At 70.2% G+C, this 23,396-nt stretch carries 24 protein-coding genes; 21 read left to right on the top strand and 3 right to left on the bottom strand.

The annotated features are described in order from the left end of the window. Positions 1 to 1,209: isocitrate dehydrogenase kinase/phosphatase AceK regulatory subunit (locus VF139_15745; protein ID HEX6852850.1), on the bottom strand; the 1,209-nt coding region annotated here is incomplete at its 3' end. An 89-nt stretch (positions 1,210 to 1,298) separates the two neighbouring features. Between VF139_15745 and VF139_15740 the strand changes: the two genes are divergently transcribed. The 20 genes from VF139_15740 (at position 1,299) to VF139_15645 (ending at position 17,200) form a co-directional block, all read left to right on the top strand. Continuing rightward, a complete protein-coding gene (locus VF139_15740) occupies positions 1,299 to 1,670 on the top strand; it encodes an NADH-quinone oxidoreductase subunit A (GenBank protein HEX6852849.1) in 372 nt (123 codons plus the stop codon). Next, complete coding sequence (locus tag VF139_15735) at positions 1,658 to 2,176, top strand: NADH-quinone oxidoreductase subunit B family protein (protein ID HEX6852848.1); 519 nt, start codon at positions 1,658 to 1,660, stop codon at positions 2,174 to 2,176. Before VF139_15740 ends, VF139_15735 begins: the two co-directional genes overlap by 13 nt. Beyond that, complete coding sequence (locus VF139_15730; protein ID HEX6852847.1) at positions 2,163 to 2,624, top strand: NADH-quinone oxidoreductase subunit C; 462 nt, start codon at positions 2,163 to 2,165, stop codon at positions 2,622 to 2,624. Before VF139_15735 ends, VF139_15730 begins: the two co-directional genes overlap by 14 nt. Then, positions 2,621 to 3,769: an NADH-quinone oxidoreductase subunit D gene (locus VF139_15725; protein ID HEX6852846.1), complete on the top strand. Its 1,149-nt coding sequence runs from the start codon at positions 2,621 to 2,623 to the stop codon at positions 3,767 to 3,769. The genes VF139_15730 and VF139_15725 overlap by 4 nt, the downstream gene beginning before the upstream one ends. Further along, on the top strand, positions 3,766 to 4,770 hold the full coding sequence (nuoH, locus tag VF139_15720; protein HEX6852845.1) for an NADH-quinone oxidoreductase subunit NuoH: 1,005 nt from the start codon (positions 3,766 to 3,768) through the stop codon (positions 4,768 to 4,770). Before VF139_15725 ends, nuoH begins: the two co-directional genes overlap by 4 nt. After that, positions 4,758 to 5,288 carry a 4Fe-4S dicluster domain-containing protein gene (locus tag VF139_15715; protein HEX6852844.1) on the top strand — a complete coding sequence of 177 codons (531 nt, stop codon included), beginning with the start codon at positions 4,758 to 4,760 and terminating at the stop codon, positions 5,286 to 5,288. The genes nuoH and VF139_15715 overlap by 13 nt, the downstream gene beginning before the upstream one ends. Next, positions 5,285 to 5,764: an NADH-quinone oxidoreductase subunit J gene (locus tag VF139_15710; protein ID HEX6852843.1), complete on the top strand. Its 480-nt coding sequence runs from the start codon at positions 5,285 to 5,287 to the stop codon at positions 5,762 to 5,764. Before VF139_15715 ends, VF139_15710 begins: the two co-directional genes overlap by 4 nt. Continuing rightward, positions 5,761 to 6,060, top strand: a complete 300-nt coding sequence (nuoK, locus tag VF139_15705) for an NADH-quinone oxidoreductase subunit NuoK (GenBank protein ID HEX6852842.1) — start codon at positions 5,761 to 5,763, stop codon at positions 6,058 to 6,060. Before VF139_15710 ends, nuoK begins: the two co-directional genes overlap by 4 nt. Positions 6,061 to 6,063: 3 nt before the next feature. Next, entirely contained in the window at positions 6,064 to 7,923 is a 1,860-nt protein-coding gene (gene nuoL, locus VF139_15700) for an NADH-quinone oxidoreductase subunit L (protein HEX6852841.1), read from the top strand. Further along, positions 7,920 to 9,461: an NADH-quinone oxidoreductase subunit M gene (locus tag VF139_15695; GenBank protein HEX6852840.1), complete on the top strand. Its 1,542-nt coding sequence runs from the start codon at positions 7,920 to 7,922 to the stop codon at positions 9,459 to 9,461. The genes nuoL and VF139_15695 overlap by 4 nt, the downstream gene beginning before the upstream one ends. Continuing rightward, the gene (locus VF139_15690) at positions 9,461 to 10,870 is read left to right on the top strand and encodes an NADH-quinone oxidoreductase subunit N (GenBank protein ID HEX6852839.1); all 1,410 of its coding nucleotides are present in this window, start codon (positions 9,461 to 9,463) and stop codon (positions 10,868 to 10,870) included. Before VF139_15695 ends, VF139_15690 begins: the two co-directional genes overlap by 1 nt. Positions 10,871 to 10,956: 86 nt before the next feature. Beyond that, the gene (locus VF139_15685; GenBank protein ID HEX6852838.1) at positions 10,957 to 11,238 is read left to right on the top strand and encodes a DUF2007 domain-containing protein; all 282 of its coding nucleotides are present in this window, start codon (positions 10,957 to 10,959) and stop codon (positions 11,236 to 11,238) included. Then, on the top strand, positions 11,235 to 11,957 hold the full coding sequence (locus tag VF139_15680) for a DUF2071 domain-containing protein (GenBank protein HEX6852837.1): 723 nt from the start codon (positions 11,235 to 11,237) through the stop codon (positions 11,955 to 11,957). Before VF139_15685 ends, VF139_15680 begins: the two co-directional genes overlap by 4 nt. Before the next feature lie 87 nt (positions 11,958 to 12,044). Continuing rightward, positions 12,045 to 12,440, top strand: a complete 396-nt coding sequence (locus VF139_15675; GenBank protein ID HEX6852836.1) for a type II toxin-antitoxin system VapC family toxin — start codon at positions 12,045 to 12,047, stop codon at positions 12,438 to 12,440. Then, entirely contained in the window at positions 12,440 to 12,745 is a 306-nt protein-coding gene (locus VF139_15670; GenBank protein HEX6852835.1) for a type II toxin-antitoxin system Phd/YefM family antitoxin, read from the top strand. Before VF139_15675 ends, VF139_15670 begins: the two co-directional genes overlap by 1 nt. Next, the gene (locus VF139_15665) at positions 12,742 to 13,251 is read left to right on the top strand and encodes a GNAT family N-acetyltransferase (protein HEX6852834.1); all 510 of its coding nucleotides are present in this window, start codon (positions 12,742 to 12,744) and stop codon (positions 13,249 to 13,251) included. The genes VF139_15670 and VF139_15665 overlap by 4 nt, the downstream gene beginning before the upstream one ends. Before the next feature lie 154 nt (positions 13,252 to 13,405). Beyond that, entirely contained in the window at positions 13,406 to 13,984 is a 579-nt protein-coding gene (locus VF139_15660) for a DUF6448 family protein (GenBank protein HEX6852833.1), read from the top strand. A gap of 116 nt (positions 13,985 to 14,100) precedes the next feature. Then, the gene (locus VF139_15655; GenBank protein ID HEX6852832.1) at positions 14,101 to 15,048 is read left to right on the top strand and encodes an ATP-binding cassette domain-containing protein; all 948 of its coding nucleotides are present in this window, start codon (positions 14,101 to 14,103) and stop codon (positions 15,046 to 15,048) included. Continuing rightward, positions 15,045 to 16,232, top strand: a complete 1,188-nt coding sequence (locus tag VF139_15650) for an ABC transporter permease (GenBank protein ID HEX6852831.1) — start codon at positions 15,045 to 15,047, stop codon at positions 16,230 to 16,232. The genes VF139_15655 and VF139_15650 overlap by 4 nt, the downstream gene beginning before the upstream one ends. After that, positions 16,229 to 17,200, top strand: coding sequence for a 2-dehydropantoate 2-reductase (locus VF139_15645; GenBank protein ID HEX6852830.1), 972 nt, complete (start codon positions 16,229 to 16,231; stop codon positions 17,198 to 17,200). The genes VF139_15650 and VF139_15645 overlap by 4 nt, the downstream gene beginning before the upstream one ends. Here VF139_15645 and VF139_15640 read toward each other — a convergent pair. Continuing rightward, on the bottom strand, positions 17,134 to 17,958 hold the full coding sequence (locus VF139_15640) for a hypothetical protein (GenBank protein ID HEX6852829.1): 825 nt from the start codon (positions 17,956 to 17,958) through the stop codon (positions 17,134 to 17,136). The two genes, VF139_15645 and VF139_15640, sit on opposite strands and share 67 nt — an antisense overlap. Positions 17,959 to 18,046: 88 nt before the next feature. On the opposite strand from VF139_15640, the gene VF139_15635 reads away from it, so the two are divergent. After that, positions 18,047 to 18,502 (top strand): hypothetical protein, encoded by a 456-nt coding sequence (locus VF139_15635; GenBank protein HEX6852828.1) that lies wholly within the window; start codon positions 18,047 to 18,049, stop codon positions 18,500 to 18,502. 7 nt (positions 18,503 to 18,509) lie between these two features. Here the strand turns inward: VF139_15635 and VF139_15630 are convergent, their stop codons facing one another. Further along, the gene (locus VF139_15630) at positions 18,510 to 23,165 is read right to left on the bottom strand and encodes a GNAT family N-acetyltransferase (protein ID HEX6852827.1); all 4,656 of its coding nucleotides are present in this window, start codon (positions 23,163 to 23,165) and stop codon (positions 18,510 to 18,512) included. Positions 23,166 to 23,396: the final 231 nt, after the last annotated feature.

Here is a 23,396-nt window from a genome sequence, read left to right as displayed (position 1 = left end):
CTCGACGGTCTCCCCGCAGCGGCCGAGCAGCTCGTCGAGCAGCGCCGGGTCGAACCGGGCGCGATCGAACTCCAGGTGCTCGAACTCCTGGGCGTCGACCAGGCGCCCGGCGCGGTCGCGGCGGAAGACGAGGCGGTACTTGCTCATCACCTCGGCGCGGTCGCCGGTCTTCGGCGGATCGAAGCGGTCGCGGATGACCTTGAAGACGACGTCGAAGCCGTCGAGGACGAAGACGCACATGACCATCCCGCGCTGCCCCGGGGCGATCACGAAGCGGTCCTCCGTCGTGTCGAGGTGGTGGAGGAGCGAGCGGTACAGCTCGGTCTTGCCGTGCCGGTTCGCGCCGATCGCGTTGTACATCTCGGCGAGGGGCTTGCGCGGCATCAGGGAGAGCAGGAAGGCGACGAGCTCGCGGGGGCGATCGTATTCGACCAGGAAATACGAGCGCGCGAAGCTGAAGACGATGCTGATCGCGTTCTCGTCGAGGAGGACGGCGTCCGCCACGATCCGGCCCCGCGGATTCGCGAGGGCGAGCAGGAAGGGAAAACTCCCGCGATTCGTGTCGAGGCGGCCGACGACGTAGGCCCCCTTGCTCCGGTAAAAGATCGAGCGGACGATCTCGAGCGCTTCGGGCATGCGCCCGCGGGCCTGCTGGCGGAGCTCGTCGGCGATCGCGAGGGCGTCCCGGTCGGCGTCCTCCCATCCGCAGGCGAACCGCAGCCGGTCGGTCAGGCGCCGCGCCAGGGCGTCCCACGATCCGAACGCGTCGATCCGGCTCGTGACCGTGAACGGCGGAAGGGGGAGCGGCTCGGCCTCGCGCGGGGCGACGAACTCGACGGAGGGGTCGACGCCGACGGTGTGGAAGACCCGGCGGACGACCGAGTTGAAGAAGGTCCGCGCGAGCTCCTGGTCGGAGCGCCCCTCCGTGCGCGCGGCGTAGGCGGAACGGACCGCGGTCCAGAAGGGACGGGACGCGACCGCGTCGCCGCCGAGGGCCGTCACCGCGGCGAGGGCCTCCCCGATCGCATCGCCGTAGAGGTCGAGGCGTCGCGTCGCGTCGTCCTGCGCCCCCTTCCAGTCGCGCCGCTCGAAGCGCAAGCGGGCGCGGCGCGTGACGTCCAGGAAACGGTCGCCGTAAGCGCCCCATGCCCCCAGCAGCGCCGCGGCGGCGGCCTCGCCGCGATCGGATCCGGCCGTTCCCACATCCACGCCGCGAAGTGTAGCGGACGGGGATCTTGACTTATCCCAATCCGGCCCTTCCCGGACCCCGCGGTCCGTTGATAGGATGCGCCCCTTCGATGAACGCACCCGATCCTTACGTCGGACTCGCGGTGCACGCGGCCATCTGCCTCGCCCTCGGCGCGGGGCTGCTGGTCGCGGGCGCGCTGCTGCGTTACCGGGTCAAGACCGGCCGCGCCGCCAAGTTCGATACCTACGAGTGCGGCGAGAAGCCCTTCGGCGGCGCCTGGCGTCAGACCCCGGTCGGCTTCTTTCTCGTGGCATTGCTGTTCATCCTCTTCGACGTCGAAGCCGCGTTCCTGTTCCTGTGGGCACTGAGTCTGCGCGAGGCCGGGGTCGCCGCCTTCTGGGCGATGATCGTGTTCCTGGCCGTGCTGCTGCTGGGGTGGGCGTACGCGTGGCGGAAGGGCGATCTCGAGTGGACGAGGTAAGGCCGGCCAAGAGCCTCGAGGATATTTCGGAGGAGGTCGTCCGATTCCCGGGCGGCGGGGTGGCCCTGCTGCGCTCGGACAAGCTCTTCTATTGGGCCCAGAAATCGAGCCTCTGGCCCGTCACCTTCGGCCTGGCGTGCTGCGCCATCGAGATGATGGCGACCTTCGCCGGGCGCTGGGACCTGGACCGGTTCGGGATGATCCTCCGGCCCACCCCGCGCCAGTCGGACGTCATGCTCATCGCGGGAACGGTCACCATCAAGATGGCCCCCCGCATTCGGACCCTCTACGACCAGATGCCGCACCCGAAGTGGGTGATCTCCATGGGGTCGTGCGCGAACTCCGGCGACCACTACCGTCACGTCTATTCGGTGGTCCCGGGGATCGACCACGTGATCCCGGTGGACGTGTACATCGCGGGGTGCCCGCCGACCCCCGAGGCCCTGCTCGAGGGGATCTTCGCGCTCCAGCGGAAGATCATGGAGGGCGGCCGTGCCGGCGCCTGACGTCGCCCAGGCCCTGACCGTCCGATTCGCCGCGGAGCCTTTCTCCGAGGGGGTTTCCCTCGCGCCCGAGGTCCTCGCCGAAGCGGCCCGCGCCCTTCGCGACGCGCACGGTTACCGTTTCTACGTCTGCGCCTCGGCCACCGAGCGCGCGGACGGGTTCGAGGTCGTCCACGGCCTGCGCAACCCCGACACGATGGACACCTTCTTCCTGCGCACGAAGGTCGCCAAGGACGCCGCCGAGGTCGCGAGCCTCGCGTTGGTCTGGGCCGGGGCCGAGTGGCACGAGCGCGAGGTCTTCGACCTCTTCGGGATCGGCTTCCGCAACCATCCCGACCTGAGGCGGATCCTCCTGCCGGACGAATACGACGGGCATCCGCTGCGGAAGGACTTCGCGATGGACAGGCCGTGGGGGTACCGTCCCGCGACCCGCGAGGGGGCGCAAGGGTGAGCGAGACGGTCGAGGTCGTCGAACGGGAGTTCGGGGAGCTCGCCCTGAACATGGGTCCGCAGCACCCGTCCACCCACGGCGTGCTGCGCCTGGTCCTGCACCTGCGCGGGGAGGTCGTCGTCAAGGCGACCCCGGTGATCGGGTACCTCCACCGCGGCGTCGAGAAGCTCTCCGAGACCCTCGCGTGGGACCAGCTCGCCCCGATCTACGAGCGCAACGACTACCTCGCCCCGACGGCGAACTCGCTGGCCTACTGCATCGCGGTCGAGAAGCTCGGCAAGATCGAGGTCCCGCGCCGCGGCGCGTGGCTGCGGACGATGGTCGCGGAGCTGCAGCGTTACGCCTCCCACCTCGTGTGGCTCGGGACCTGGGGGCTCGACCTCGGCGGCGCGCTCGGTGGCGGTACGACGCTCTACATGTACGCCTTCCGCGACCGCGAGCGGATCCTCGACCTGATGGAGGAGCTGACCGGGACGCGGTTCCACACGAACTTCAACCTGCTCGGCGGCGCCCGCTACGACCTCGACGCGGAGATCGCCAAGAAGATCCGGACGTTGTGCGACGACCTCGAGAAGGACTACCGCGATCTCGTCGACATGGCCGGGGGAACGCCGATCTTCCGCCAGCGTACGACGGGGGTCGGGGTGATCCCGCGGGACCTCGCGCTCGGCGTCGGGGTCACCGGGCCGGTGCTGCGCGCCTCGGGGGTCGGGATCGACCTCCGGAAGGCGGCCCCGTACGACGCGTACCCGGAGCTTCCTTTCGACGTGCCGGTCCGGACGTCGGGGGACGGCTGGGCGCGGTTCGAGGTGCGCATGGAGGAGATGCTCCAGTCGCTGCGGATCGTCCGCGCGATCCTCGACGGACTCCCGACCGGGCCGGTTTTCTCCCGCAAGCCCATCAAGAACCCGAAGGCGGCCCGCATCCCCGCGGGGGAGACGTACGCCGCGGTCGAATCCCCGCGCGGCGAGCTCGGCTTCTACATCGTCTCCGACGGGAAGGCGCTGCCGCAGCGCCTCAAGATCAACGCCCCTTCGTTCTGCAACCTCCAGGTCGTGCCGCACATCGCGCCCGGGATGCTGATCGCCGACGTCGTCGCGCTGCTCGGCTCCCTCGATCCGGTCCTGGGAGACGTCGACCGATGAAGCTCGCCGACCTCTCCACCTGGCCCGACGCGCTCGTCGCCCTGCTCCTTTGCGCGGGGGTGCTCGCCGTCGCCATGACGTGCGTCGCCTATTTCACCTGGATCGAGCGGAAGATCGCCGCCCGTTTCCAGAACCGCATCGGGCCGTATTTCGTCGGCCGGCCCCACGGGTGGCTCCAGCCGATCGCCGACGTGGCGAAGCTCCTGGTCAAGGAGGACATCGTCCCGCGCGCCGCGGACCGTCTGCTCTTCGACCTCGCCCCGGTCGTCGTCGTCGTCGCCGCTCTGCTCGGGTTCGCGTTCGTCCCGGTGGCGAAGGGGATCGCGATCTCCAACCACCCCTATTCCCTGCTCCTGTTCGCGGCGTTCGGGTCGCTGACCCTCCTCGGGACCTTCGCGGCGGGGTGGGCGTCGAACAACAAGTACGCCCTCGTCTCCGCGCTCCGGTCGGTCGCGATGGTGGTCTCCTACGAGATCCCGCTGCTTCTCGCGCTGCTCGTCCCCGCCGTGCTGACGGGGTCGTTCAACCTCGGGGACATCGTCGAGGCGCAGCGCGGCCTCTGGTTCGCCTTCTGGCCGGGGATCGGCTGGATCGCCTTCCTCGTGTGGTACGTGGCGTCGCTCGCCGAGACCAACAAGGCGCCTCTCGACCTCGTCGAGGCGGAATCCGAGCTCGTCGCCGCGTACAACACCGAATACACCGGGATCAAGTTCGCGCTGTTCTACGCCGGCGAATACGCACACACGGTGGGCTCGGCCGCGCTGGGCGCGACGGTGTTCCTCGGCGGCTACCTGGGCCCCGCGTTCCTGCCGGGGTGGATCTGGCTCCTCCTCAAGGTGATCGTCCTGTTCTGCCTCACGTTGTGGGTCCGCTGGACGCTCCTGCGCTTCCGGATCGACCACGCGCTGAAGCTCAACTGGATGGCCCTGTTCCCCACGGCCCTCGTCGCGCTCGTCGCGGCGGCGTGGTGGGTGATGCGGAGCGCGCCGTGGTCTCGTTAGGCGTGATCCTCGGGGGGACCTTCCGGGCGTTCCGCGCCACGGCGCGGAACTTCTTCCGGAAGGCGATCACCGTGCAGTACCCGCTCGAGTCGCGGCCGATCCCGCGCCAGTGGCGGGCGGGGACCTTCGCCCTGACGATCGACCCGGCGACCGACGAGGAGAACTGCATCGGCTGCCGCCTGTGCGAATACATCTGCCCCTCGCAGATCCTCTCCGTCACGCTCCGCAAGGGCGAGGAGCGCAAGAACGGCGTCGGCGCGACCTACTGCGACAGGTTCACCCTCGACTTCCAGGCGTGCATGCAGTGCGAGTTGTGCGTCCAGGTCTGCCCGACCGACGCGATCGTGATGCTCCGCGAGCTGGCCCCTCCGACCTACACCCGCGAGGGGTTGTTCCTCTCGAAGGAGCGCCTCCTGGAGAACGGGAGGCGCCTGCACGGCAAGCCCGACCTCGAGTCCCACGCGACCGGGACGCGGCTTCGCGAATGGACCGATGCCGAGCGGGGGAAGACGGCATGAGCGATCTGCTCTTCTGGGCGCTCGCCGTCGTGCTCGTCGCCTTCGCGCTCGGCGTCGTCCGCGCGCGGACGCTCTGGCGGGCGGCGTACGCGCTGGCCGGGGCGCTCGTGACGACGGCGATGTTCTACATGCTCCTGACGGCGCCCCTGCTCGCCGCGGTGCAGATCCTGCTCTACACCGGCGGCGTGCTCACGCTCGTCGTCTTCGCCATCGTGGTGACCCGCAGCCCCGACGCGGCGATCGAGAGCCGGAGGCCCGCCGTCGCCGCGGGGCTCGCGCTTTTGGTCTTCGGGGCCGCCCTGGGCTTCGTCGCGAAGGTGCAGCCCGCCCCCGGCGTCGGGGGGCTCGACGACGGGGCGCGCACCGGGATCGCGCTCTTCTCCGACTACCTCGTGCCGTTCGAGCTCCTCTCGGTGCTCCTGCTCGCGGCGCTGTTCGGCGCGCTCGTCATCGCCCGGCGGGAGGAGCGGCCGTGACCCTCGCGAACCTGCTGATCGTCGCCTTCCTCGTCTTCTCGATCGGCCTGTACGGCGTGCTCGCGCGCCGCCACGTCATCGCCGTGATGCTGTCCATCGAGCTGATGTTCAACGCCGCCAATCTCGCGATCGCCGCGATCGCGTGGTCGCGAGGCCTGCTCTCCGGCGTCGTGCTCGTGTTGTTCGGCATCGCGATCACCGTCGCGGAGGTGGCCGTGGGGCTCGCCCTGTTCCTGCTCGCGGAGCGGGTGCGGAAGACCTCGAACCTCGACGACCTCTCGACGCTGAAGGACTGAGCGATGACCTGGGCGATCCTCTGCCTCGCGTTCCCGCTCGCCGCCCTCGCGGCGCTGGGGGTGATCGCGCCGTTGCGGCGCTCGGGCCGGCCCGCCGCGTGGCTGTCGATCCTCGCCATGACGGGAAGCCTCGTCTCCGCGATCGCGGCCTATTTCTCGTTCCACGCCTCGAAGGCCCCGGTCGTCGTCGAGTGGCTGTGGGCTCCCATGAAGGAGTTCGACCCGATCCGCTTCGGGATCCTGCTCGACGGGGTCTCGGCGCCGATGATCGCCGTGGTCGCGCTCGTGTCCCTGCTCGTGCAGGTCTACTCCCTCGAGTACATGCGCGAGGAGACCCCCGGATCCCTGGGTCGGTACTACGCCTTCCACTCGCTGTTCTCGTTCGCGATGCTCGGTCTCGTCCTCGCGCACAACACCCTGCAGACCTACGTGTTCTGGGAGCTCGTGGGGCTCGGGTCGTACCTGCTCATCGGCTTCTGGTACCGCAAGCCCGAGGCGGCGCGCGCGGCGCTCAAGGCCTTCTGGACCACGCGGCTGGGGGACGTCGGGTTCGCGTTCGGGGTGGTCGTCCTCTGGTACGCGGGTGGGACCTTCGTCTTCTCCGAGCTGTTCGAGCGCACCGCCTCCGGCACGCTGGCCGGCACGGCGCTGGCCCTCGGGGTCGGCGGGCTGTACGTCGGCGCGATGGGGAAGAGCGCGCAGTTCCCGCTGCACATCTGGCTCCCCGACGCGATGGAGGGCCCGACCCCGGTCTCGGCCCTGATCCACGCGGCGACGATGGTCGCCGCGGGGGTCTACCTGATGATCCGCGTCTCGCCGCTGCTCGCCGCCGCCCCCGAGGTCGCCGCGTGGGTCCTGGGCATCGGCGCGTTCACGGCGCTGATCGCGGCGTCGATGGCGCTCGTCGAGAGGGACATCAAGCGGGTGCTGGCCTTCTCCACGGTCAGCCAGCTCGGCTACATGATGGCCGCGGTGGGGGCCGGCGCCGCCACGGCGGCCTACTTCCACCTGGTCACCCACGCCTTCTTCAAGGCCCTGCTCTTCCTCGGTGCGGGAGCGCTGATCCACGCGACGCACACGAACGACCTGTTCGCGATGGGCGGCCTGTGGAAACCGATGCGGCGCACCGGCATCGTCTTCCTCGCCGGAGCGATCGCCCTGTGCGGCGTGTGGCCCACCTCCGGGTTCTTCTCGAAGGACGAGATCCTCGCGGGAGTCTTCGCGTCGGGCCACCCGATCGCGTTCGTCGTCCTGCTCCTCACCGCGTTCCTCACCGCCTTCTACATGTTCCGGGCCTTCTTCGTGGCGTTTTTCGGGGCACGCCGGGACGGCGGGCACGCCCACGAGGCGCCGCTCGCGATGGCCGCGCCGATGGGGGTCCTCGCGGTCCTGGCCCTGGTCGCCGGCGCCCTCCAGCACTCCGTTCCCGAGACCCTCGGCGCCTCGATCTCGTTCCCCGGTCTCGCGTCGGAGGTGCACCCGCCCCTGTGGATCGCCGCCTGCGGGACGCTGGCGGCGGTGTCCGGGATCGCCCTCGCGTACACCGGCTACCTCTCCGGCCGATGGAGCCCCGCAGGGCTGAAGGTGCGCTTCGCGACCGTCGCGCGCGTGCTCGAGCGCCGGTGGTACGTCGACGACCTGATCGAAGGGGGCTACCGCGTGGTGTACCTCGGGCTCACCCGGGTCGTCGGCTGGTTCGACCGCTACGTCGTGGACGGGGTCGTCAATCTCGCGACCCACGGGACCTGGCGGGCGGGGACCGCCCTCCGGGTGATCGCCAACGGACGGGTGCAGGACGCGCTGATGGCGATCGCGATCGGATTCCTGCTCCTCGCCGTCATGGCGATGGGGTGGCGGGGATGAGCGCGCACCTGCTCACCATCCTGCTCGTCTCCCCGTTCGCGGGGGCCGCGGCGATCCTCTTCCTGCCGCAGGCCGCCCGGCGCGCGATCCGCCTCACCGCCCTCGCCTCGGCGCTGCCTCCGGTGGCGGCGACGGTCGCGCTGTTCCTCGGCTACGACGTCGCCGCGGGCGGCTTCCAGTTCGGCGAGGTCTGGCCGGTCCTGCCGTCGATCGGCATCGACCTGCGCCTGGGGGTGGACGGGATCGGGCTCGCCCTCGTCGCCCTCACCGCGATCATCTACCTGACGGCGATCACCACCTCGTGGACGGTGAAGGAGCGCGAGAAGGAGTATTTCCTCTTCCTGGCGCTGCTCGTGACGGGCGTCTTCGGCGTGTTCGTCTCGCTCGACCTCTTCCTGTTCTTCCTGTTCTACGAACTCGCGGTCCTCCCGATGTACGTGCTGATCGGCATCTGGGGCTCCTCCATGGAGGTCCCCGCGCAGGGGCCGTTCTCGAAGGCCTTCCGGGCGGTGGGCGTCGGCACGAAGGAATACGGGGCGATGAAGCTCACCCTGTACCTCCTCGCCGGCTCGGCGTTCATCCTCGTCGGCCTGTTCCTGCTCTACGTCGAGAGCGGCAAGTTCCTCCCGCAGCCGACGTTCGACTTCCAGGCGCTCGCCGGGCTCGACCTCGACCCCGCCCTGCAGTCGGGGATCTTCCTGCTCTTCTACGTCGGGTTCGGCGTGCTCGCGGGCATCTGGCCGTTCCACACGTGGTCCCCCGACGGCCATGCCGCCGCTCCCGCCGCCGGCTCGATGATGCATGCGGGCGTGCTCATGAAGCTCGGCGCCTACGGCGTCCTGCGCCTGGGCTTCCAGCTGCTTCCCGAGGCCGGGCAGGAGTGGGCCTGGCTCGTCGGCCTCGTCGCCTCGATCAACATCGTCTACGGCGCGATCGCCGCCGGCTGGCAGACCGACATCAAGTACCTGATCGCCTATTCGTCCGTGTCGCACATGGGCGTCGTCATGCTCGGCATGGCGACGCTGACCGAGCCCGGGCTCTCGGGATCGGTCTTCCAGATGGTCGCGCACGGCCTGATGACGGCGCTGTTCTTCACGCTCGTGAACCTCGTCTACCACAAGGCCCACGAGCGCAACATGACGAAGATGGGCGGCTTCGCCGACGCGATGCCGGGGATGGCCGCGTTCTTCGTGATCGCCGGGCTGTCCTCGCTGGGCCTTCCCGGGCTCGCCGGGTTCGTCGCCGAGTTCCTCGTCTTCCTCGGCACCTGGACGTCGGACCACCCCTGGTGGCTCCTCCCCGCGCTCGCGGGGGCCTTCATCACCGCGCTGTACGTGCTCCGCGCGGTGCGGGTCATCTTCTACGGCCCGAAGCCCGCGCACGAGATCCACCTCGGGGACCTCGAAGGCTCGGAGTGGTGGACGCCGGTCGTCCTCGCCACGCTCCTGGTGGTGCTCGGAGTCTGGCCGCGGCTGATGCTCGATCCCATCCACGTCGGGGTGGGGGAGATCCTCGCGCGATTCGGAGGCGGCCTGTGATGGACTGGGGCGCCGTCGTCGTCGAAGCGGGGCTCACCGCCCTCGCGATCGCCGTCCTCGCCCTCGACCTCGCGGGCGGCCGCGAGAGGAGCAAAGCGCCGCTCTACTGGGTGGCGCTGATCGGCCTGTGCCTGCTGCTCGGGTTCTCGTTCCGTCTCTCGCCCGGCGCCGTCTTCACCGACGCGTGGATCCAGGACGGTTTCGCCCTCTACCTCAAGCGCATCGTTCTCGCGACCGGCGTGCTCACCGTGCTCGCGTCGTCGGCGTACGCCTCCGCGCGCGGGTTCGAGCGGCGGTCGGGGGAGTACCTCATCCTGCTCCTGTTCGCGATGGTCGGGGCGTGCTCGCTCGCCAGCGCGCGCGAGTATCTGACGCTGTTCGTGGCCTTCGAGCTGCTGTCGATCCCGCTCTACGCCCTCGCCGCGATCGACAAGACGCGGCCGGAGTCCCCCGAGGGGGCTCTGAAGATCTTCCTGTTCGGGAGCGTGTCGTCCGCGTTCCTCGTGCTCGGCCTCGGCCTGATCTTCGCGGCCGCGGGGACGACCTTCTGGATGCAGGCGGGCGTCCTCCAGCACCCGTCGCTGTTCGAGCTCGGTCTCGTGATGCTCCTCGTCGGCTTCGGTTTCAAGGTGGCGATGTTCCCGTTCTACCTGTGGGCGCCGGACACCTACCAGGCCGCGCCGACCCCCATCGTCGCGTTCCTCTCCGTCGCGCCGAAGGCGGCGGCGGTCGTCGCGTTGTTCCGGTTGTGGCTCGAGGCGTTCGCCGGGCGGACGGAGTCGTGGCTTCCCACCCTGGCGGTCTTCGCCGGCCTCACGATGGTCCTCGGCAATCTCCTCGCGCTCCCGCAGACGAACCTCAAGCGTCTGCTCGCGTACTCCGGCGTCGCGCACGTCGGATACGTCCTCACCGCGCTCGCCGCCGGGACCGACTTCGGCGCGGGAATGGCGCTCTTCTACTTCGTCGCCTACCTGTTCTCCAACGCCGGCGCCTTCCTCGCGATCGCGGCGATCGAGGCCGCGGGGATCGAGCCGACGCTCGAGGGGGTGCGCGGCCTCGTGCGTCGATCGCCCGCGGTCGCCGGGGCGTTCCTCGTCTTCCTCCTCTCGCTCGGCGGGATCCCGTTCGTGCTCGGCTTCTGGGGGAAACTCTACGTCTTCCTCGCCGCCGGGAAGGCGGGGTTGTGGTGGCTGGTCTTCCTCGGCGCGGTCCTCGCCGTCGTGGCGCTGTTCTACTACCTGAACGTCGCCCGGTGGATGTTCATCGAGAAGGACGAGCAGGCCGAGCCGTTCACGGTCCCGGCGCCGATCCTCGCCGCGGTGATGTTGTGCGTCGTGCTCGTCACGCTGGGCGGCCTGTGGCCGGCGGTGTTCGTCGAGCCCGCGTTGAAGGCCGTCCAGGGGTTCTGAGCCGGGTCGGTTTGACAGGCCCCCCCACCGCTGTTCTCCTGATGTCGAGGATCCTTCGCCGCCCCCCGGCGGCACGAGGTGAACCGATGACCGGCGAGTCGATGAGCGGACATGCGGCCCCGGCGCTCCTGAAGACCTTTTCGTCGCGCCACGAGGCGGATTTCGTCGCGGGCGTGCTCGCCTCCGAAGGCATCCGGGCGATCGTCTTCTCCGACGACTGCGGGTCGGTCGATCCGGCGCTGAGCTTCGCGCGCGGTGTCGAGGTTTACGTCTCCGAAGAGGATCTCGAGCGTGCGCGCCAGATCCTCGAGGACGCCACGGCCGGGAACGCCGCCGGTCCGGGCGGGGGAGACGACGAGGCGCCGTGAGCACCGCGCAGGAGGCGCCGGTCTTCCTGACCGCCGACTGGCGCACGCTCGTGATGCTCAACTGGGAGATCGACCCGGAGCTGCTTCGCGCGCGCACCCCCCGCGGGACCACGATCGACCTCTGGAACGGCCGCACCTTCGTCAGCGTCGTCGGCTTCCGGTTCCTCGACACCCGCGTCCGATCGATCCCGATCCCGTTCCACCGCGACTTCGACGAGGTGAACCTCCGCTGCTACGTGCGGCGCGAAGGGCCGGAAGGACGGCGTCGCGGCGTCGTCTTCGTGAAGGAGATCGTCCCGAAGGCCGCGATCGCCTGGGTCGCGCGCACCGTCTACAACGAGAACTACGTCGCCCTGCCGATGGACCATGACGTCGTCGTCCCCGGCCGTGCCCGATACGGCTGGAGCCTCGCAGGTCATCGCTACTCGCTCTCGGCGGCCTTCTCCGGCGAACCCGTGCTCCCGGCCTCGGGTTCGGAGGAGGAGTTCATCACCGAGCACTACTGGGGGTACGTGACCCAGCGCGACGGCTCGACGGTCGAGTACCGCGTCGAGCACCCGCCCTGGCGCGTCTGGAAGGCGGATGCGGCGTCCTTCGAGGGGCCGGTCGCACCGCTCTACGGCGCGGAGTTCGAGACGGTGCTGTCGCGTCCCCCGTCGTCGGCTTTCGTGGCCGAGGGGTCGGGGGTGGTGGTTCGCGGCGGGGTTTCTCTGGGGTGAGCGCCGAGGAGGGGGCGGCGGGTGCCCCTCCGTTCTCGGCTTGACCTCCGGGCCACGACTTGTACAATTGGCCAACACGGAGGCGACATGCGGATCGTGTTGGATACCTCCGCCGTGGTGGCGGTAGTCCTGGGGGAACCCGAGCGCGATGCGATCGTGCGGGCGACTCGGGGGGCGGGGCTCGTCGCGCCCGCCTCCGTACCGTGGGAGGTTGGGAACGCGCTCATCGTCGCGCACCGGCGGGGCCGCATCGACGAGCGACAGTTGATCGACGCCTGGGCGTTGTTCATGGAGATTCCGATTCGAACGGTCGAGGTCTCGATGGACGCGGCACTCCGGATCGCGGCATTGACCCGGAGTTATGCCTACGACGCCTACATGCTCGCGGCGGCGTCCAGGGCCCATGCGCCTTTGCTTACCCTCGATCACCGCCTGCGCCAGGTGGCCGCGGAAGTCGGCGTCGAAGTTCTCGAGGTGACGTGATGAAGGTCTATACCTACTCCGATGCGCGGCAGCAGCTCGCCGCCGTTCTCGACGAGGCGTCGAAGGAGGGTGAGGTCCGCATCCGCAGGCGGGACGGGAGCGTTTTCGCCGTTCGCCCACTCCGTGAGGCGGCCTCTCCTCTCGACATCCCGAGCGTGAAGACGCGACTGCGCCCCGGAGAGCTTCAGGAGATCCTGGACGAGGCGAGGCAGGCGGCCGATCCTTACTGGCGTAGGGGAGTCGCGGAGCCACGCCCCGGGAGGATGACGCCCTCCCCGCGAAAGCGCGTTCGGAAACCCCGATGAGAGCGCCCTTCCCCTTCACCCTCCGCACCTCCCTCCGCCCCGGAGACCTCGGGACGATCGTCCACCTCCACGGCGATCTCTACTCGAGGGAATACGGCTTCGACGCGAGCTTCGAAGCCTACGTCGCCGGGCCGCTCTCGGAACTGGCATTGCGCGGCTCCTCGCGTGAACGGCTCTGGATCGCCGAGCGAGACGGGAAGTTCCTCGGTTGCGTGGCGATCGTGGACGCCTCCGACGACATCGCGCAGCTGCGCTTCTACCTCGTCGTCCCCGAAGCGCGCGGGTCGGGGATCGGCCGGCGCCTGCTGGAGGAGGCGGTCGCGTTCGCGCGCGACGAGGGGTACGTCTCGATCTTCCTCTGGACGGTGGGCGCCCTCGAGGCCGCGGCGCATCTCTACCGCGCCGCCGGTTTCGTCAAGGTCGAGGAGGTGCCCGGAGCCCCGTGGGGTGTCCCCGTCGTCGAGGAGAAATACGTCCTGCATTTCGCGGGGGAGGAGATCGTATGAAGCTCGCCCTGCCGGCCGTGGCACGTGGCGATGGAGCGGGGGCGTGAGTGAACCGAGCACGACGCTCTGGACGTTGCGGGGTGTCGGGCGTAGCGTGTTCGCGCATCGTTTGAAGGAGCTTCACGGGCCCCGAAGCGAAAGGGGGAGTTGTCCCATGAAGTACATCGCAACGCTCTTCGTCGGCCTCGCCTCCGTCTTTGGCTGCGCCGGTGCACGGGCCCACTGCGACACCCTCGAAGGCCCCGTGCTCGTGGACGCCCGGCTCGCGCTGGAGAAGGGGGACGTCACGCCCGTCCTCAAGTGGGTGATGGCCGCGAAGGAACCCGAAATCCGGAAGGCGTTCGACTCGACCCTCGCCGTGCGAACGAAGGGCCCCGAAGCGCGGGACCTCGCCGACCGCTACTTCTTCGAGACCCTGGTGCGGGTGCATCGCGAGGGCGAGGGCGCGCCGTACACCGGCATCAAGGACGAACCGGTCGAGCCGATCGTCGCGATGGCCGACAAGGCGATCGCCGGTGGATCGCACGAGGCGATGACCCGGGCGATCGTCGGTCACCTCACCTCCGAGATCGACGCGAAGTACCGGCGTGTGCTCGAAGCATCGAAGACGAAGGACACGAGCGTCGCGGCGGGGCGGGAGTTCGTCGAGGCGTACGTGATCTACGTGCACTACGTCGAGGGGGTGCACGACGCCATCGCGGCCGCGGGCGGACACGAGGGGCACGCGAAGTGACCCGCTCCCTGTGCTCGGTTTCGGACACAAGATCGGACGCGCCCTCCGAGAGGGACGGTTCGCCGGGCCTTGATTCGGCGACCGAGGAGTAAGATCCCATCGAGGACGGGAACCCCGTGCATCCTCGCGTTCTGCTGGTTCGCGGAGTCTCGAAGCGGTTCGTCGGCCGCCCGGCGGTGGAGAACCTCTCCTTCGAGGTGCACGAGGGGGAAGTGTTCGCGCTGCTCGGCCCGAACGGGGCGGGGAAGACGACGACCGTTCGCATGATCGTGGGTATCCTCGCCCCCGACGAGGGCCGCATCGAGCTCTCGGCGGCCGGGCACGACCCGCGCGCGACGGCGGAACGCATCGGGTACCTCCCCGAGGACCGCGGACTCTATCGGGACGTTCCCGTCCTGCGAACGCTCGTGCATTTCGGCAGGCTTCGCGGTCTCGAGCGTCGTGAGGCGGAGGCCCGCGCCCGCGCGTGGCTCGAGCGGGTGGGGCTCCTCGACCGGATCGACGATCGCGTCGACGCGTTGTCGAAGGGAAACCAGCAGCGCGTGCAGCTGATCGCCTCGATCCTCCACCGTCCGGCCCTCGCGATTCTCGACGAGCCCTTCTCCGGTCTCGATCCGCTCAGCCAGGACTTCTTCGTCGATCTGGTGCGCGGCCTTCGGGACCAGGGGACCACGGTGCTGCTCTCCGCACACCAGATGGACCTCGTCGAGCGCGTGGCGGACCGGGTCCTCCTCCTCAACCGCGGGCGCGAGATCCTCTCGGGCTCCATGGCCGAGCTGCGCGACCGCCTGGACTCCCGCCCGCGCGTGAGGCTGACGCTCGATCCGGGAGCGTCGGTCGACGCGCTCCGGTCCGATCCCGACGTCGACGCGCTCGAGTCGGTGCAAGGCGACGGCGAGGTGCTCCTGACCCTGAGCGCCGGCGCGGAGCTCCCTCGGTTCCTCGCGAGGGCCGTCGGCGCAACGCCGATCCGGGGCTTGGCCACCGAGCGTCCACGGCTGCACGACGTCTTCGTGCGCGCGGTACGCGCGGACGACGCGAGCCTGGGAGGAGGTGAGGGGTGAGCCACCTGCAGCAGGCCGCGCTCGTCGCCCGGTGGGAGTTCCGCCGCTATTTCAAGTGGAAAGACCAGCTGCTCGGAATCCTCTTCTTCCTCGTCGTCAGCGCGGTTCTCGGCGGCGCGTTGACGGTTGCGGGCGCCAGGGGCCGCACCATCGTCGTTTCGGTTTCCGGCGTCGCGCTCGAGGCGCCGGCCGAGGGCCGATTCCGCTTCGTCCCCGCGTCGCCGGATCGGGCGACCGATGTCTCCGCCCTGCGCGAGGGGGAGATCCAGGGAATCCTGTCGAGGGACGCGGGCGGGGCGTTCGAGCTCGTCGTCGAGAAGGACCCCAGGTACCGGGTGGAGCTCGCGGCCCTGCTGCACGACGTCGTGCGCCGCGAGCGTCTGGCCGAGGCCGGGCTCGCTCCCGAGACGCTCGCACGCATCGTGGCCGAGCCTCCTCTCGCGGTCCGATTCCTCGATCCCTCGGTCGAGCGGCGCGGCAAAGCGGAGAAGATCGCCGCCGGGGTGTTCATCGGAGTCTTCCTGACGGCGGCGTTCACGAGCATGGCCTACGTCCTCACGGGGATCACCGGGGAAAAGCAGCTGCGCGTGACCGAGTCCGTCCTCTCCGCGATCCCGCCGCAGGCCTGGATCGACGGGAAGATCGTCGGGATCGCCGCGTATTCCCTCGTCGGCGTGGCCAACATGGCGGTCGGAAGCCTGCTCGTCTTCGGGGCCTTGAGCCTCACCTCGGGCTTCGCGCTCCCCGCCGCCGCCGTGCGCCCGTCGGTCCTGGTCACGCTCGTCGCGACGACGATCCTCGGGCTTCTCCTCTGGAACGCCTTCTTCGCCGCGGTGGCCGCCACGCTCGACGATCCCAACACGTCGAGCCGTTCGTCGCTCCTGATGCTCCCCGTCATCCCGGTCGTCCTCTCGATCGCGGTGATCCGCGATCCCGACGGGGGGATCGCCCGGTTCTTGTCGCTTTTCCCGTTGACCAGCGCCCCCGCACTGCCGATGCGCCAGGTCCTCTCCGATCCGGGCATCGTGGAGATCGTCCTCTCCCTCGCGCTGCTGGCCGCATCGGTGTGGATGGTCCGCGGCGCGGCGGGACGGATCTTCGAGATCGGAATGCTGATGTACGGCAAGGAGCCGACGATCGCGGAGGTGTTGCGCTGGGCGCGGGGCGCGGGGAGGGATCGGTGAGGATCGCCATCCTGGGAGCGGGAGGGGTCGGCGGGTACTACGGCGCGCGCCTCGCCGCGGCCGGGCACGACGTGTGGTTCCTCGCGCGCGGGGAGCACGCGGCGACGATGCGCCGGTCGGGCCTGCGGGTCCGAAGCGAGCTCGGGGACCTCCGCCTCGAGCGGGTCGCGGTCTTCGGCGATCCGGCCGAGGTGGCCACCGTGCAGCTCCTGATCGTGGCGGTGAAACTGGGCGACACGGCCTCGATCCTCCCGTCGATCCCTGCGCTGCTAGGAGCGGAAGGCGTGGTCCTCTCGCTGCAGAACGGCGTGGACAAGGACGACGCGCTCGTGGACGCGGCGGGGGCCGGCCGCGTCCTCGGCGCCGTCACGTACATCCTTGCGAACCGCCCCGAACCCGGCGTGATCGTGCATACGGGAAAGGTCCAGCGGATCGTGGTGGGGGAGCTCGGCGGCGGCGAGTCCGACCGCGTGCGCCGCGTCGTCGAAGTCCTCTCGTCCGCGGGGATCGACGCGGTCGCGAGCCCCGACATCCGCCGGGCGACCTGGGAGAAGTTCGTCTTCCTGGCCTCCGTGAGCGGGATGACCGCCGCGACGCGTGCGACCATCGGGGAGGTGCGCGCCCATCCGGCGACGAGAGCCCTCCTGCGCGACGCGATGCTGGAGATCGCCGCCCTCGCGCGCGCGGAAGGGGTCGCGATCGACGACGCCTTCGTCGACGACCGGATGCGGTTCGTCGACACCCTTCCCGCGGAAGGACGCTCGTCGATGGCGAACGACCTCCTTCGCGGCGCCCCCCTGGAGATCGAGTGGCTCAGCGGCGCCGTCGTGCGGCGCGGGGAGCGGGCGGGCGTTCCGACGCCGGTGCACCGGGGGTTGCACGCGGCGCTGGCCCTTCACGCTCAGGGGACGCGATCCCCGAGCGCGGGATCCGACGCCGCGGCCTCGACGCGACGGCAGTCTTCGTAGATCCGCAGCTGCGCCCGCTCGAGCGCGGTGACGCCGCGGCGGGCCCAGCGCAACGTCTCGTACCGGACCTCGCCCGGAAGCGCGGTGCCTTCGGAGGAGGTTTGCATCCGGACCCGGGCGGCCGCGGCCTTCGGGCGCCTGCCGAAACGCCCCTGCGCGATCGTGCCGCCGAACAGCTTGACGACCCACCGGGTCTTCTTCATGTCCAGATCGAAGCGCTTGATCCCGCGTCCGAGCTGGGACGAAGGCGCCGCCTCGATCGCCAGAATCCTGCCGGTTTGCGGATCCAGCTCGATCCGCCCTTCCCACTCCCGGACGTCGTCGCCGTGGTCGTAGGGGAGCGCGCCGCGGAACGCGAGGCGCGCCGTCGCGCGATCGAGGCCCAGGTCGTCGAACCGGAAGAACCCGCGATTCTCTCGGCCGAGGATTCCGAGCCACGCGTGGGAGTCGGGCCAGCGCAGATCCCCGAAGGCGTCGTCGGGGCCGGCGACGACGCGTCCGCCCGGCTTCGCCCGCACCGCCGCCAGGCCGGCGCCGTCGCGCTCGAGGTCCCAGTGGAACGTCCGCTCGTTCTCGCTCACGGCCTCGCCGGACCCGTCGTAACGCGCCTCGCGGACCCGCTCGATGCAGGTGATCCGCAGCCCGGCTTCGCGCGCGAGGTCCACGGCGTCGGCGGCGCGGTCGAGAAGGTCGGGGGCGGGTGGCGTCGCGGCCGCGTTGCCGAATGCCAGGGCAACGACGATTCCCGTAAGTCGCATGGCCAAACTCCGGCAGGAGCATAACTCCAGTCGGGCCGGGTTGACCTCGTGGGGAGCGGACCCTAGCTTCGGGCGGCAGGAGGTTTCCATGCGCGTTCTTCGTTCCGTCTTCGCCGCCGCGCTGCTCGTTCCCGCTCTCGCCGTGCCCGCCCACGCCGGCCCGTACGGCGACGATCTCGCCCAGTGCCTCGTGGAGAAGAGCTCCGACGCCGACAAGACCACGCTGATCAAGTGGTTCTTCGCGATGGCGGCGACGCACCCCGACGTGAAGTCGATCGCCGCGATCACGGCCGAGCAGCGGGACGGGCTCAACCGCGACGTCGCGCAGCTGTTCCAGACGCTGCTCACCGACACCTGCAAGAACGAGACGAAGAAGGCGATGAAATACGAGCCGCAGACCGCGATGCAGTCGAGCTTCTCGGTCCTGGGCCAGGTCGCCGCGCAGGGGTTGTTCTCGGACGAGGGCGTCGCGGCGAACCTCGGCGAGTTCACGAAGTACGTGGACGAGGAGAAGCTCCAGGCGGTCCTGAAGTCGGGGGAATGAGCCGGGCCTAGCCCTTCGCCCCGTCCGTGAGGTTCTTCACGAGCCCCGCGTAACGCTTCTCGATCGCGAACCCGTAGGCGTAGAAGTACTCCGGCCGGAAGAAGCCGGTCGTGACGGTCTTCAACCCCTGCGCGCGCAGGCGGTTGAAGAACTCGTTCATCAGGCCGTCGGCGACCCCCTTCTTCCGGTAACGCTCGCCGACGACGATCTTCTCGAGGTGGGCGGAGCGCGCCTGCGGCTCCACGTCGTAGAAGATCCCTCCGATGATCTGCTGCCGCTCGTTGATCGCGACCAGGTACTGGTGCTCGGGGCGGAAACGGACGTCGAGCTTGGCGCTCAGGAAGAGGCGGTGCAGGCGCCCGACCTCCTTGGGGGTGAGGGCGTGGCGGACCTGGAACGGGTTGCCGTCGCCGTCCTCGAGGGTGACGACGATCTCGCTCTGGTGGCGGCCGCCGAAGTCGGTCTGCACGAACCCCGCGTCGTCCTCCGGGCGAAGGTAGGGGAACGACAGCCGCGCCAGGAAGTAGTCCTCCTCGGGGCCCACCTCGATGCGCGCGCGCAGGTCGGCGATCGCGTCGGGGAGGGCGTCGGACGAAAGCTCGCGCCGCCGCAGCTTCTCGTGGATCTCCTCGAGCCCCATCGCGAGGGGCTCGGGGGCGGACTCGAAGACGGTCTGGCGGAAGAAGCGCAGTCGCGCGCCGGGGTACTGCGGAATCAGCTTCGAGAGGCCGTAGGAGTCCCAAAGCTCCTGCACGTTGCGCGCGCAGGCCGACGGGGTCGGATCGATCGACAGCTTCGCCCAGCGGCGGTAGCGGCGGATCGCGAAGTAGAGCCGCATGGGGAGGAAGCCGTGCGCCTCCACCGCGGGGATGTACGTCGCGAGGCTCGCGGCGAGCCCTTCGGAGAGGTGGCCGGCGTCGCGGTGCTGCAGCTCGCGCAGCATCCGGAGGCCCTCCTGCTCGCCGACCGCCTCGAGCAGCGCCGAGAGGACGACGTTCCAGCGAACCTCTCCCTGGAGGGTCGGGTACTGGCGCTCGATCGGATCGGAGAACTCCTCGCGGAAGAACCGGAAGGTCTCGGCGAGCCCCTTGTGCGGGCGCACCGAGGAGATCGAGACCAGGCGCGCGCCCGTCTGGTAGTCGTGGGTCGGAACGATGACGTTCGCCCCCGCGCGGTCGGCGACCTCGACCGAGCGCCCGGTGCGGTTCCAGAAATCGAGGTGGGCGGCGAGCGCGCTCCAGGCGAAGAACGGCCACAGCCCCTTGAAGCGGTCCTCGTCGTTGGCGTGGCGCGAGAGGCGCCGGAGGACGCGGTCGAGGGTGTCGCCGGGGATGTACTCCTCGCTCCACAGGTCGAACTCGGGCCAGTAGCCGCCGAAGTCCTCCACGAGGGGCGGGCGGTCGCCGGTGTCGCCGCACAAGATCAGCCAGCGGATCTCGTCCTGGATGCGCTGGGCGGGGAGCTCGTGGTTCACGTTCAACGCGAGGTCGTACGAGCCCTGGAAACGGGTCTGCACGGTGACGCGGTAGACGTTCTTGCCGTGTTTGGAGCCGAGGGTCCGGACCCACACGCCGCCGGGAGGGATGTCGGACAGGCGCGGCATCGCGCCTCCCGAGAAGAGGAACACCGCCTCGCGGATGACCGGGGTCGTCCGGATCGCGGACAGGAGCCTGCGGCGGTCGTCCTCCGGGACGTCCTCCTCGAAGGTCACGACGTCGTCCCAGCGGTATTCCTGGCCGGTCTCGGGATCGACGCCCACGCGCGACGACGGTCCCATCCAGGCCCGGAACCCCTTGCGCATCTCGCTGCGCATCCGCGCCGCCTCCTCGCGCGCGTCGGGGAGCGCGGCGAAGGCCGCGAGGCGCACGAAGGCGGCGCGCAGCTTGCGGTAACGCGTCGGGTGCGCGGCGCCGTACTCCGCGAGCAGGCGCAGGATCGACGCGAGCCGGCGCTCGACCCCGCGCGGCGCGGTCTCCGTCGAGGCGAGGTGCTCGGCCTCGGCGAGGAAGGCCTCGAGCCGGACGTCGTCGAGGTTGCGCTCGCACAGCGACTGGCGGGTCTCCGCGTCGAGGATCACGCCCGGAGTCGACAGGAACCGGCGCAGCGACTCGCGCACGCGCGAGGGACGTTCGGCCGGGAGGAGCGTGAGGAACGCCCGCCGCCTCACGGCCAGCGACGGAGCCGCCGCGACGCGGCCGAGCAGGACGCGCGCGGGTTCGGCCAGCGGCCCCTCCTCCTGGACCATCGCGCGCTCGAGGACGTGCACCGCGGCGATCGCCGGCTTGTCGTCGGGACCGGCGAGCAGGAGCGCCGCGCGGTGGAGGTCCATGAGGTCGAGCTCGGCGCGCTGGTGCGGCGCCTGGAGCGCGTCGTAGACCGCCGAGGCGTGCGCGAACTGCGAGGCGCGCCCCTTCCACTCGATGCGGTCTCCCGCGCGGCCGGGGCGCTCCCGCAGGCGGATCTCGAGATCGGCGAAGTCGACGAGCTCGTCGTTCCCCAGCCACAGGCGCGGGGTCGTGAGCAACACGCCGATCTGCAGCGCTTCGTGGGCCGGGTGGGCGTAGACGATCGAGCCGACGAGGGTGATCCCGTCCTGGAGTCGGCGGACGTGAAGGGACTTCCCCCCGGGGAGGACGAGGCGGTCGGGCTCGATCTGGAGATCCTGCGCGGTGAGGCCGAGGGCCTGGAAGAGCCAGTTCGGGAAGACCACGTCGGCGCCGCCCACGCGCAGGTTCGCGCGGCGGTAGAGCAGCGCCACCGCGGGGGCGAAGTTCGCCTCGATCGCCTTGCGCCGGAAGCTCCCCTTCGAGGTCAGCTCGCCGCGATGCGGATCGAAGTCGCGATCGATCAGCGCGAAGTCCACGATCCGCTCGAACGGGGAGAGGAAGGCGTTCACCGACGCGACGATCGACCGGAAGTGCCCCTTGCGCTCCTCGTCGTCCTTCATCGCGGCCAGGTCGACGTGGGTCGCCTTCGGGTTGGGGTAGATCAGCGCGGTGTTGTATTCGCGGTGGTCCCCGACGAGGAAGACGCGGCCGACCGACTCGAACTCGCGGAACAACCCCTCGATCCGCTGCGGCGCGATCGTCTCGCCCTTGACGTTCTTGTAGATCTCCTTCTTGCGGTCCACGAGGCGGATGTGCCCGTCGTGGTCCTTCTCCATGAGGTCGCCGGTCCTCAGCCAGCCGTCCTCGCCGATCCCCTCCTCCCCCTCGGGGAGGTCGAGGTAACCCTCCGTGACGTACGGGCCGCGGATCCACAACTCGCCGTCCTCGGCGAGGCGGCAGGTGATCCCGGGGAGCGGAAGGCCGAGCGAGTCGTCCCGGTACCTCCCGGGCGGGGTCATGGTCACGCCGCCGGTCGCCTCGGTCATGCCGAAGCCGCTCATCAGCTCGATCCCCTGCTGCTGGAAGAACCGGAAGATCGAGCTGTCGAGATGCCCGGCCGCCGACAGCCCCCAGCGCAGCCGTCCGCCGGTGAGGCGGCGGGTCGCCTCGAGGACGGCGTCGTCGGAGCTGGCGTCCGGAGGCGCCTCGAGGGCGATCGCCTCGTAGAGCTGGATCCACTTCTTCGGGACGCTGATGAACACCGTCGGGCGGAAGCGGCGCATCCCCTGGACCATCGCCTCGATCGAGGGGTTCTCGAGGAAGCAGTAGGTCGCCCCCCAGAACACGCACCCCATCATCTCGAAGTAGCGCCCGAAGGTGTGGAAGAGGGGGAGGTAGCACAGGAAGACGTCGTCCTCGCCGATCTCGGGGAGGGCGAGCGCGCGGCAGAACCGCTTGTAGACGATGTTGCGATGGGTGAACCGGATTCCCTTGGGCTTGCCGGTGGTCCCCGAGGTGTACATCACGGTCGCGAGGTCGCCGATCCGCAAGGCGTGCGCCCGGTCCTCGAGGGCGGAGAGCGGGACCTGCCCGGCGCGCGAGGACACCTCGTCGAGGGCGACCGCGTCCTTGCCGGCGGCGACCGCGTCCATCACGAACACGTGCTTGAGCCCGGGGAGCGCCTCCCGCTGCCGGGTGACCTTCCGCAGCTGCTCGCGGTCGGAGACGAGAATCGCCGCCGCGCCGGCGTGCCGGAGCATGTAGGCGACGTCGGCCTCGGTCGAGTTGCCGGGGATGATCACGGTGACGATCCCGGCGGAGAAACAGGCGAGATCCGCGATCGCCATCTCCGGTCGGTTCTCGGAGAGGATCGCGACGCGAGGCGGGTCCTCGGAGCCGAGCGTGGCGAGCAGCCCCCGGGCCAGCGCCTCCACCCGTGCCGCGGTGTGGCGCCAGCTCAGCGACCGCCACCCCCCCGCCGCCGGGATCTCGAAGAGGGTCTTCGAGCCGTACCGGGCGGCGCGCCGCCGGAAAAGGAGCCCCGTCGTGTAGTGGGACGCCTCGACGAGCTCGAGCATGCGCGCCGCCCACGCCTCGACCGCGCCGGCTTGCGCGATGCGCCGGAGCACCGTCGAGCGGCGCAGGACGTCGAGCAGCTCCCACGCCTCGCGCCGCGCGTCGTGCGAGGGCGCGTCCCCCTCGAGCCGCAGCCGGGCGAGCGCGTGGCGGGCGAGCTCGTCGAGCTCGTCGAGGGGGAGCCGCTCGAGGAAATCGTCGAGCTCGTGGTCGTCCGTGAGGGCGCCGAGGGCGGCAAGCAGCGTTTCGGGAGGGCTCACGGGCCGGGATTCTAGCCTTCCCGGGGCGATCCGTCCGTGGCGGGACTTGACCTGAAGCAGGGGCGGATGGGGCCGCGTCCACCCCGACGTCCCCTCCGCGGACCGCCCTCGCAGGCCGCTTCGTGCCGCGCCCACGGACGCCGAGTGTCTCGAGGGAAAGGCGATGCAGTGTGAGCGCCCTGCGGCGGGCCCGCCGGCGCCGAAACTCCACCACGCCCACGGAGTTGGTGT

The organism is Candidatus Polarisedimenticolaceae bacterium (assembly GCA_036376135.1).
Taxonomy (GTDB): domain Bacteria; phylum Acidobacteriota; class Polarisedimenticolia; order Polarisedimenticolales; family DASRJG01; genus DASVAW01.
The sequence above is the reverse complement of the archived record's forward strand: the minus strand, read 5'-3'. Positions and strand labels throughout refer to the sequence as shown.

What these genes read in the sequence shown, in the direction of transcription:
- VF139_15740 (HEX6852849.1), top strand. Translation starts at nt 1,299, where the DNA reads ATGAACGCACCCGATCCTTACGTCGGACTCGCGGTGCACGCGGCCATC.
- nuoH (HEX6852845.1), top strand. Translation starts at nt 3,766, where the DNA reads ATGAAGCTCGCCGACCTCTCCACCTGGCCCGACGCGCTCGTCGCCCTG.
- VF139_15710 (HEX6852843.1), top strand. Translation starts at nt 5,285, where the DNA reads ATGAGCGATCTGCTCTTCTGGGCGCTCGCCGTCGTGCTCGTCGCCTTC.
- nuoL (HEX6852841.1), top strand. Translation starts at nt 6,064, where the DNA reads ATGACCTGGGCGATCCTCTGCCTCGCGTTCCCGCTCGCCGCCCTCGCG.
- VF139_15695 (HEX6852840.1), top strand. Translation starts at nt 7,920, where the DNA reads ATGAGCGCGCACCTGCTCACCATCCTGCTCGTCTCCCCGTTCGCGGGG.
- VF139_15690 (HEX6852839.1), top strand. Translation starts at nt 9,461, where the DNA reads ATGGACTGGGGCGCCGTCGTCGTCGAAGCGGGGCTCACCGCCCTCGCG.
- VF139_15685 (HEX6852838.1), top strand. Translation starts at nt 10,957, where the DNA reads ATGACCGGCGAGTCGATGAGCGGACATGCGGCCCCGGCGCTCCTGAAG.
- VF139_15675 (HEX6852836.1), top strand. Translation starts at nt 12,045, where the DNA reads ATGCGGATCGTGTTGGATACCTCCGCCGTGGTGGCGGTAGTCCTGGGG.
- VF139_15670 (HEX6852835.1), top strand. Translation starts at nt 12,440, where the DNA reads ATGAAGGTCTATACCTACTCCGATGCGCGGCAGCAGCTCGCCGCCGTT.
- VF139_15665 (HEX6852834.1), top strand. Translation starts at nt 12,742, where the DNA reads ATGAGAGCGCCCTTCCCCTTCACCCTCCGCACCTCCCTCCGCCCCGGA.
- VF139_15660 (HEX6852833.1), top strand. Translation starts at nt 13,406, where the DNA reads ATGAAGTACATCGCAACGCTCTTCGTCGGCCTCGCCTCCGTCTTTGGC.
- VF139_15640 (HEX6852829.1), bottom strand. Translation starts at nt 17,958, where the DNA reads ATGCGACTTACGGGAATCGTCGTTGCCCTGGCATTCGGCAACGCGGCC.
- VF139_15635 (HEX6852828.1), top strand. Translation starts at nt 18,047, where the DNA reads ATGCGCGTTCTTCGTTCCGTCTTCGCCGCCGCGCTGCTCGTTCCCGCT.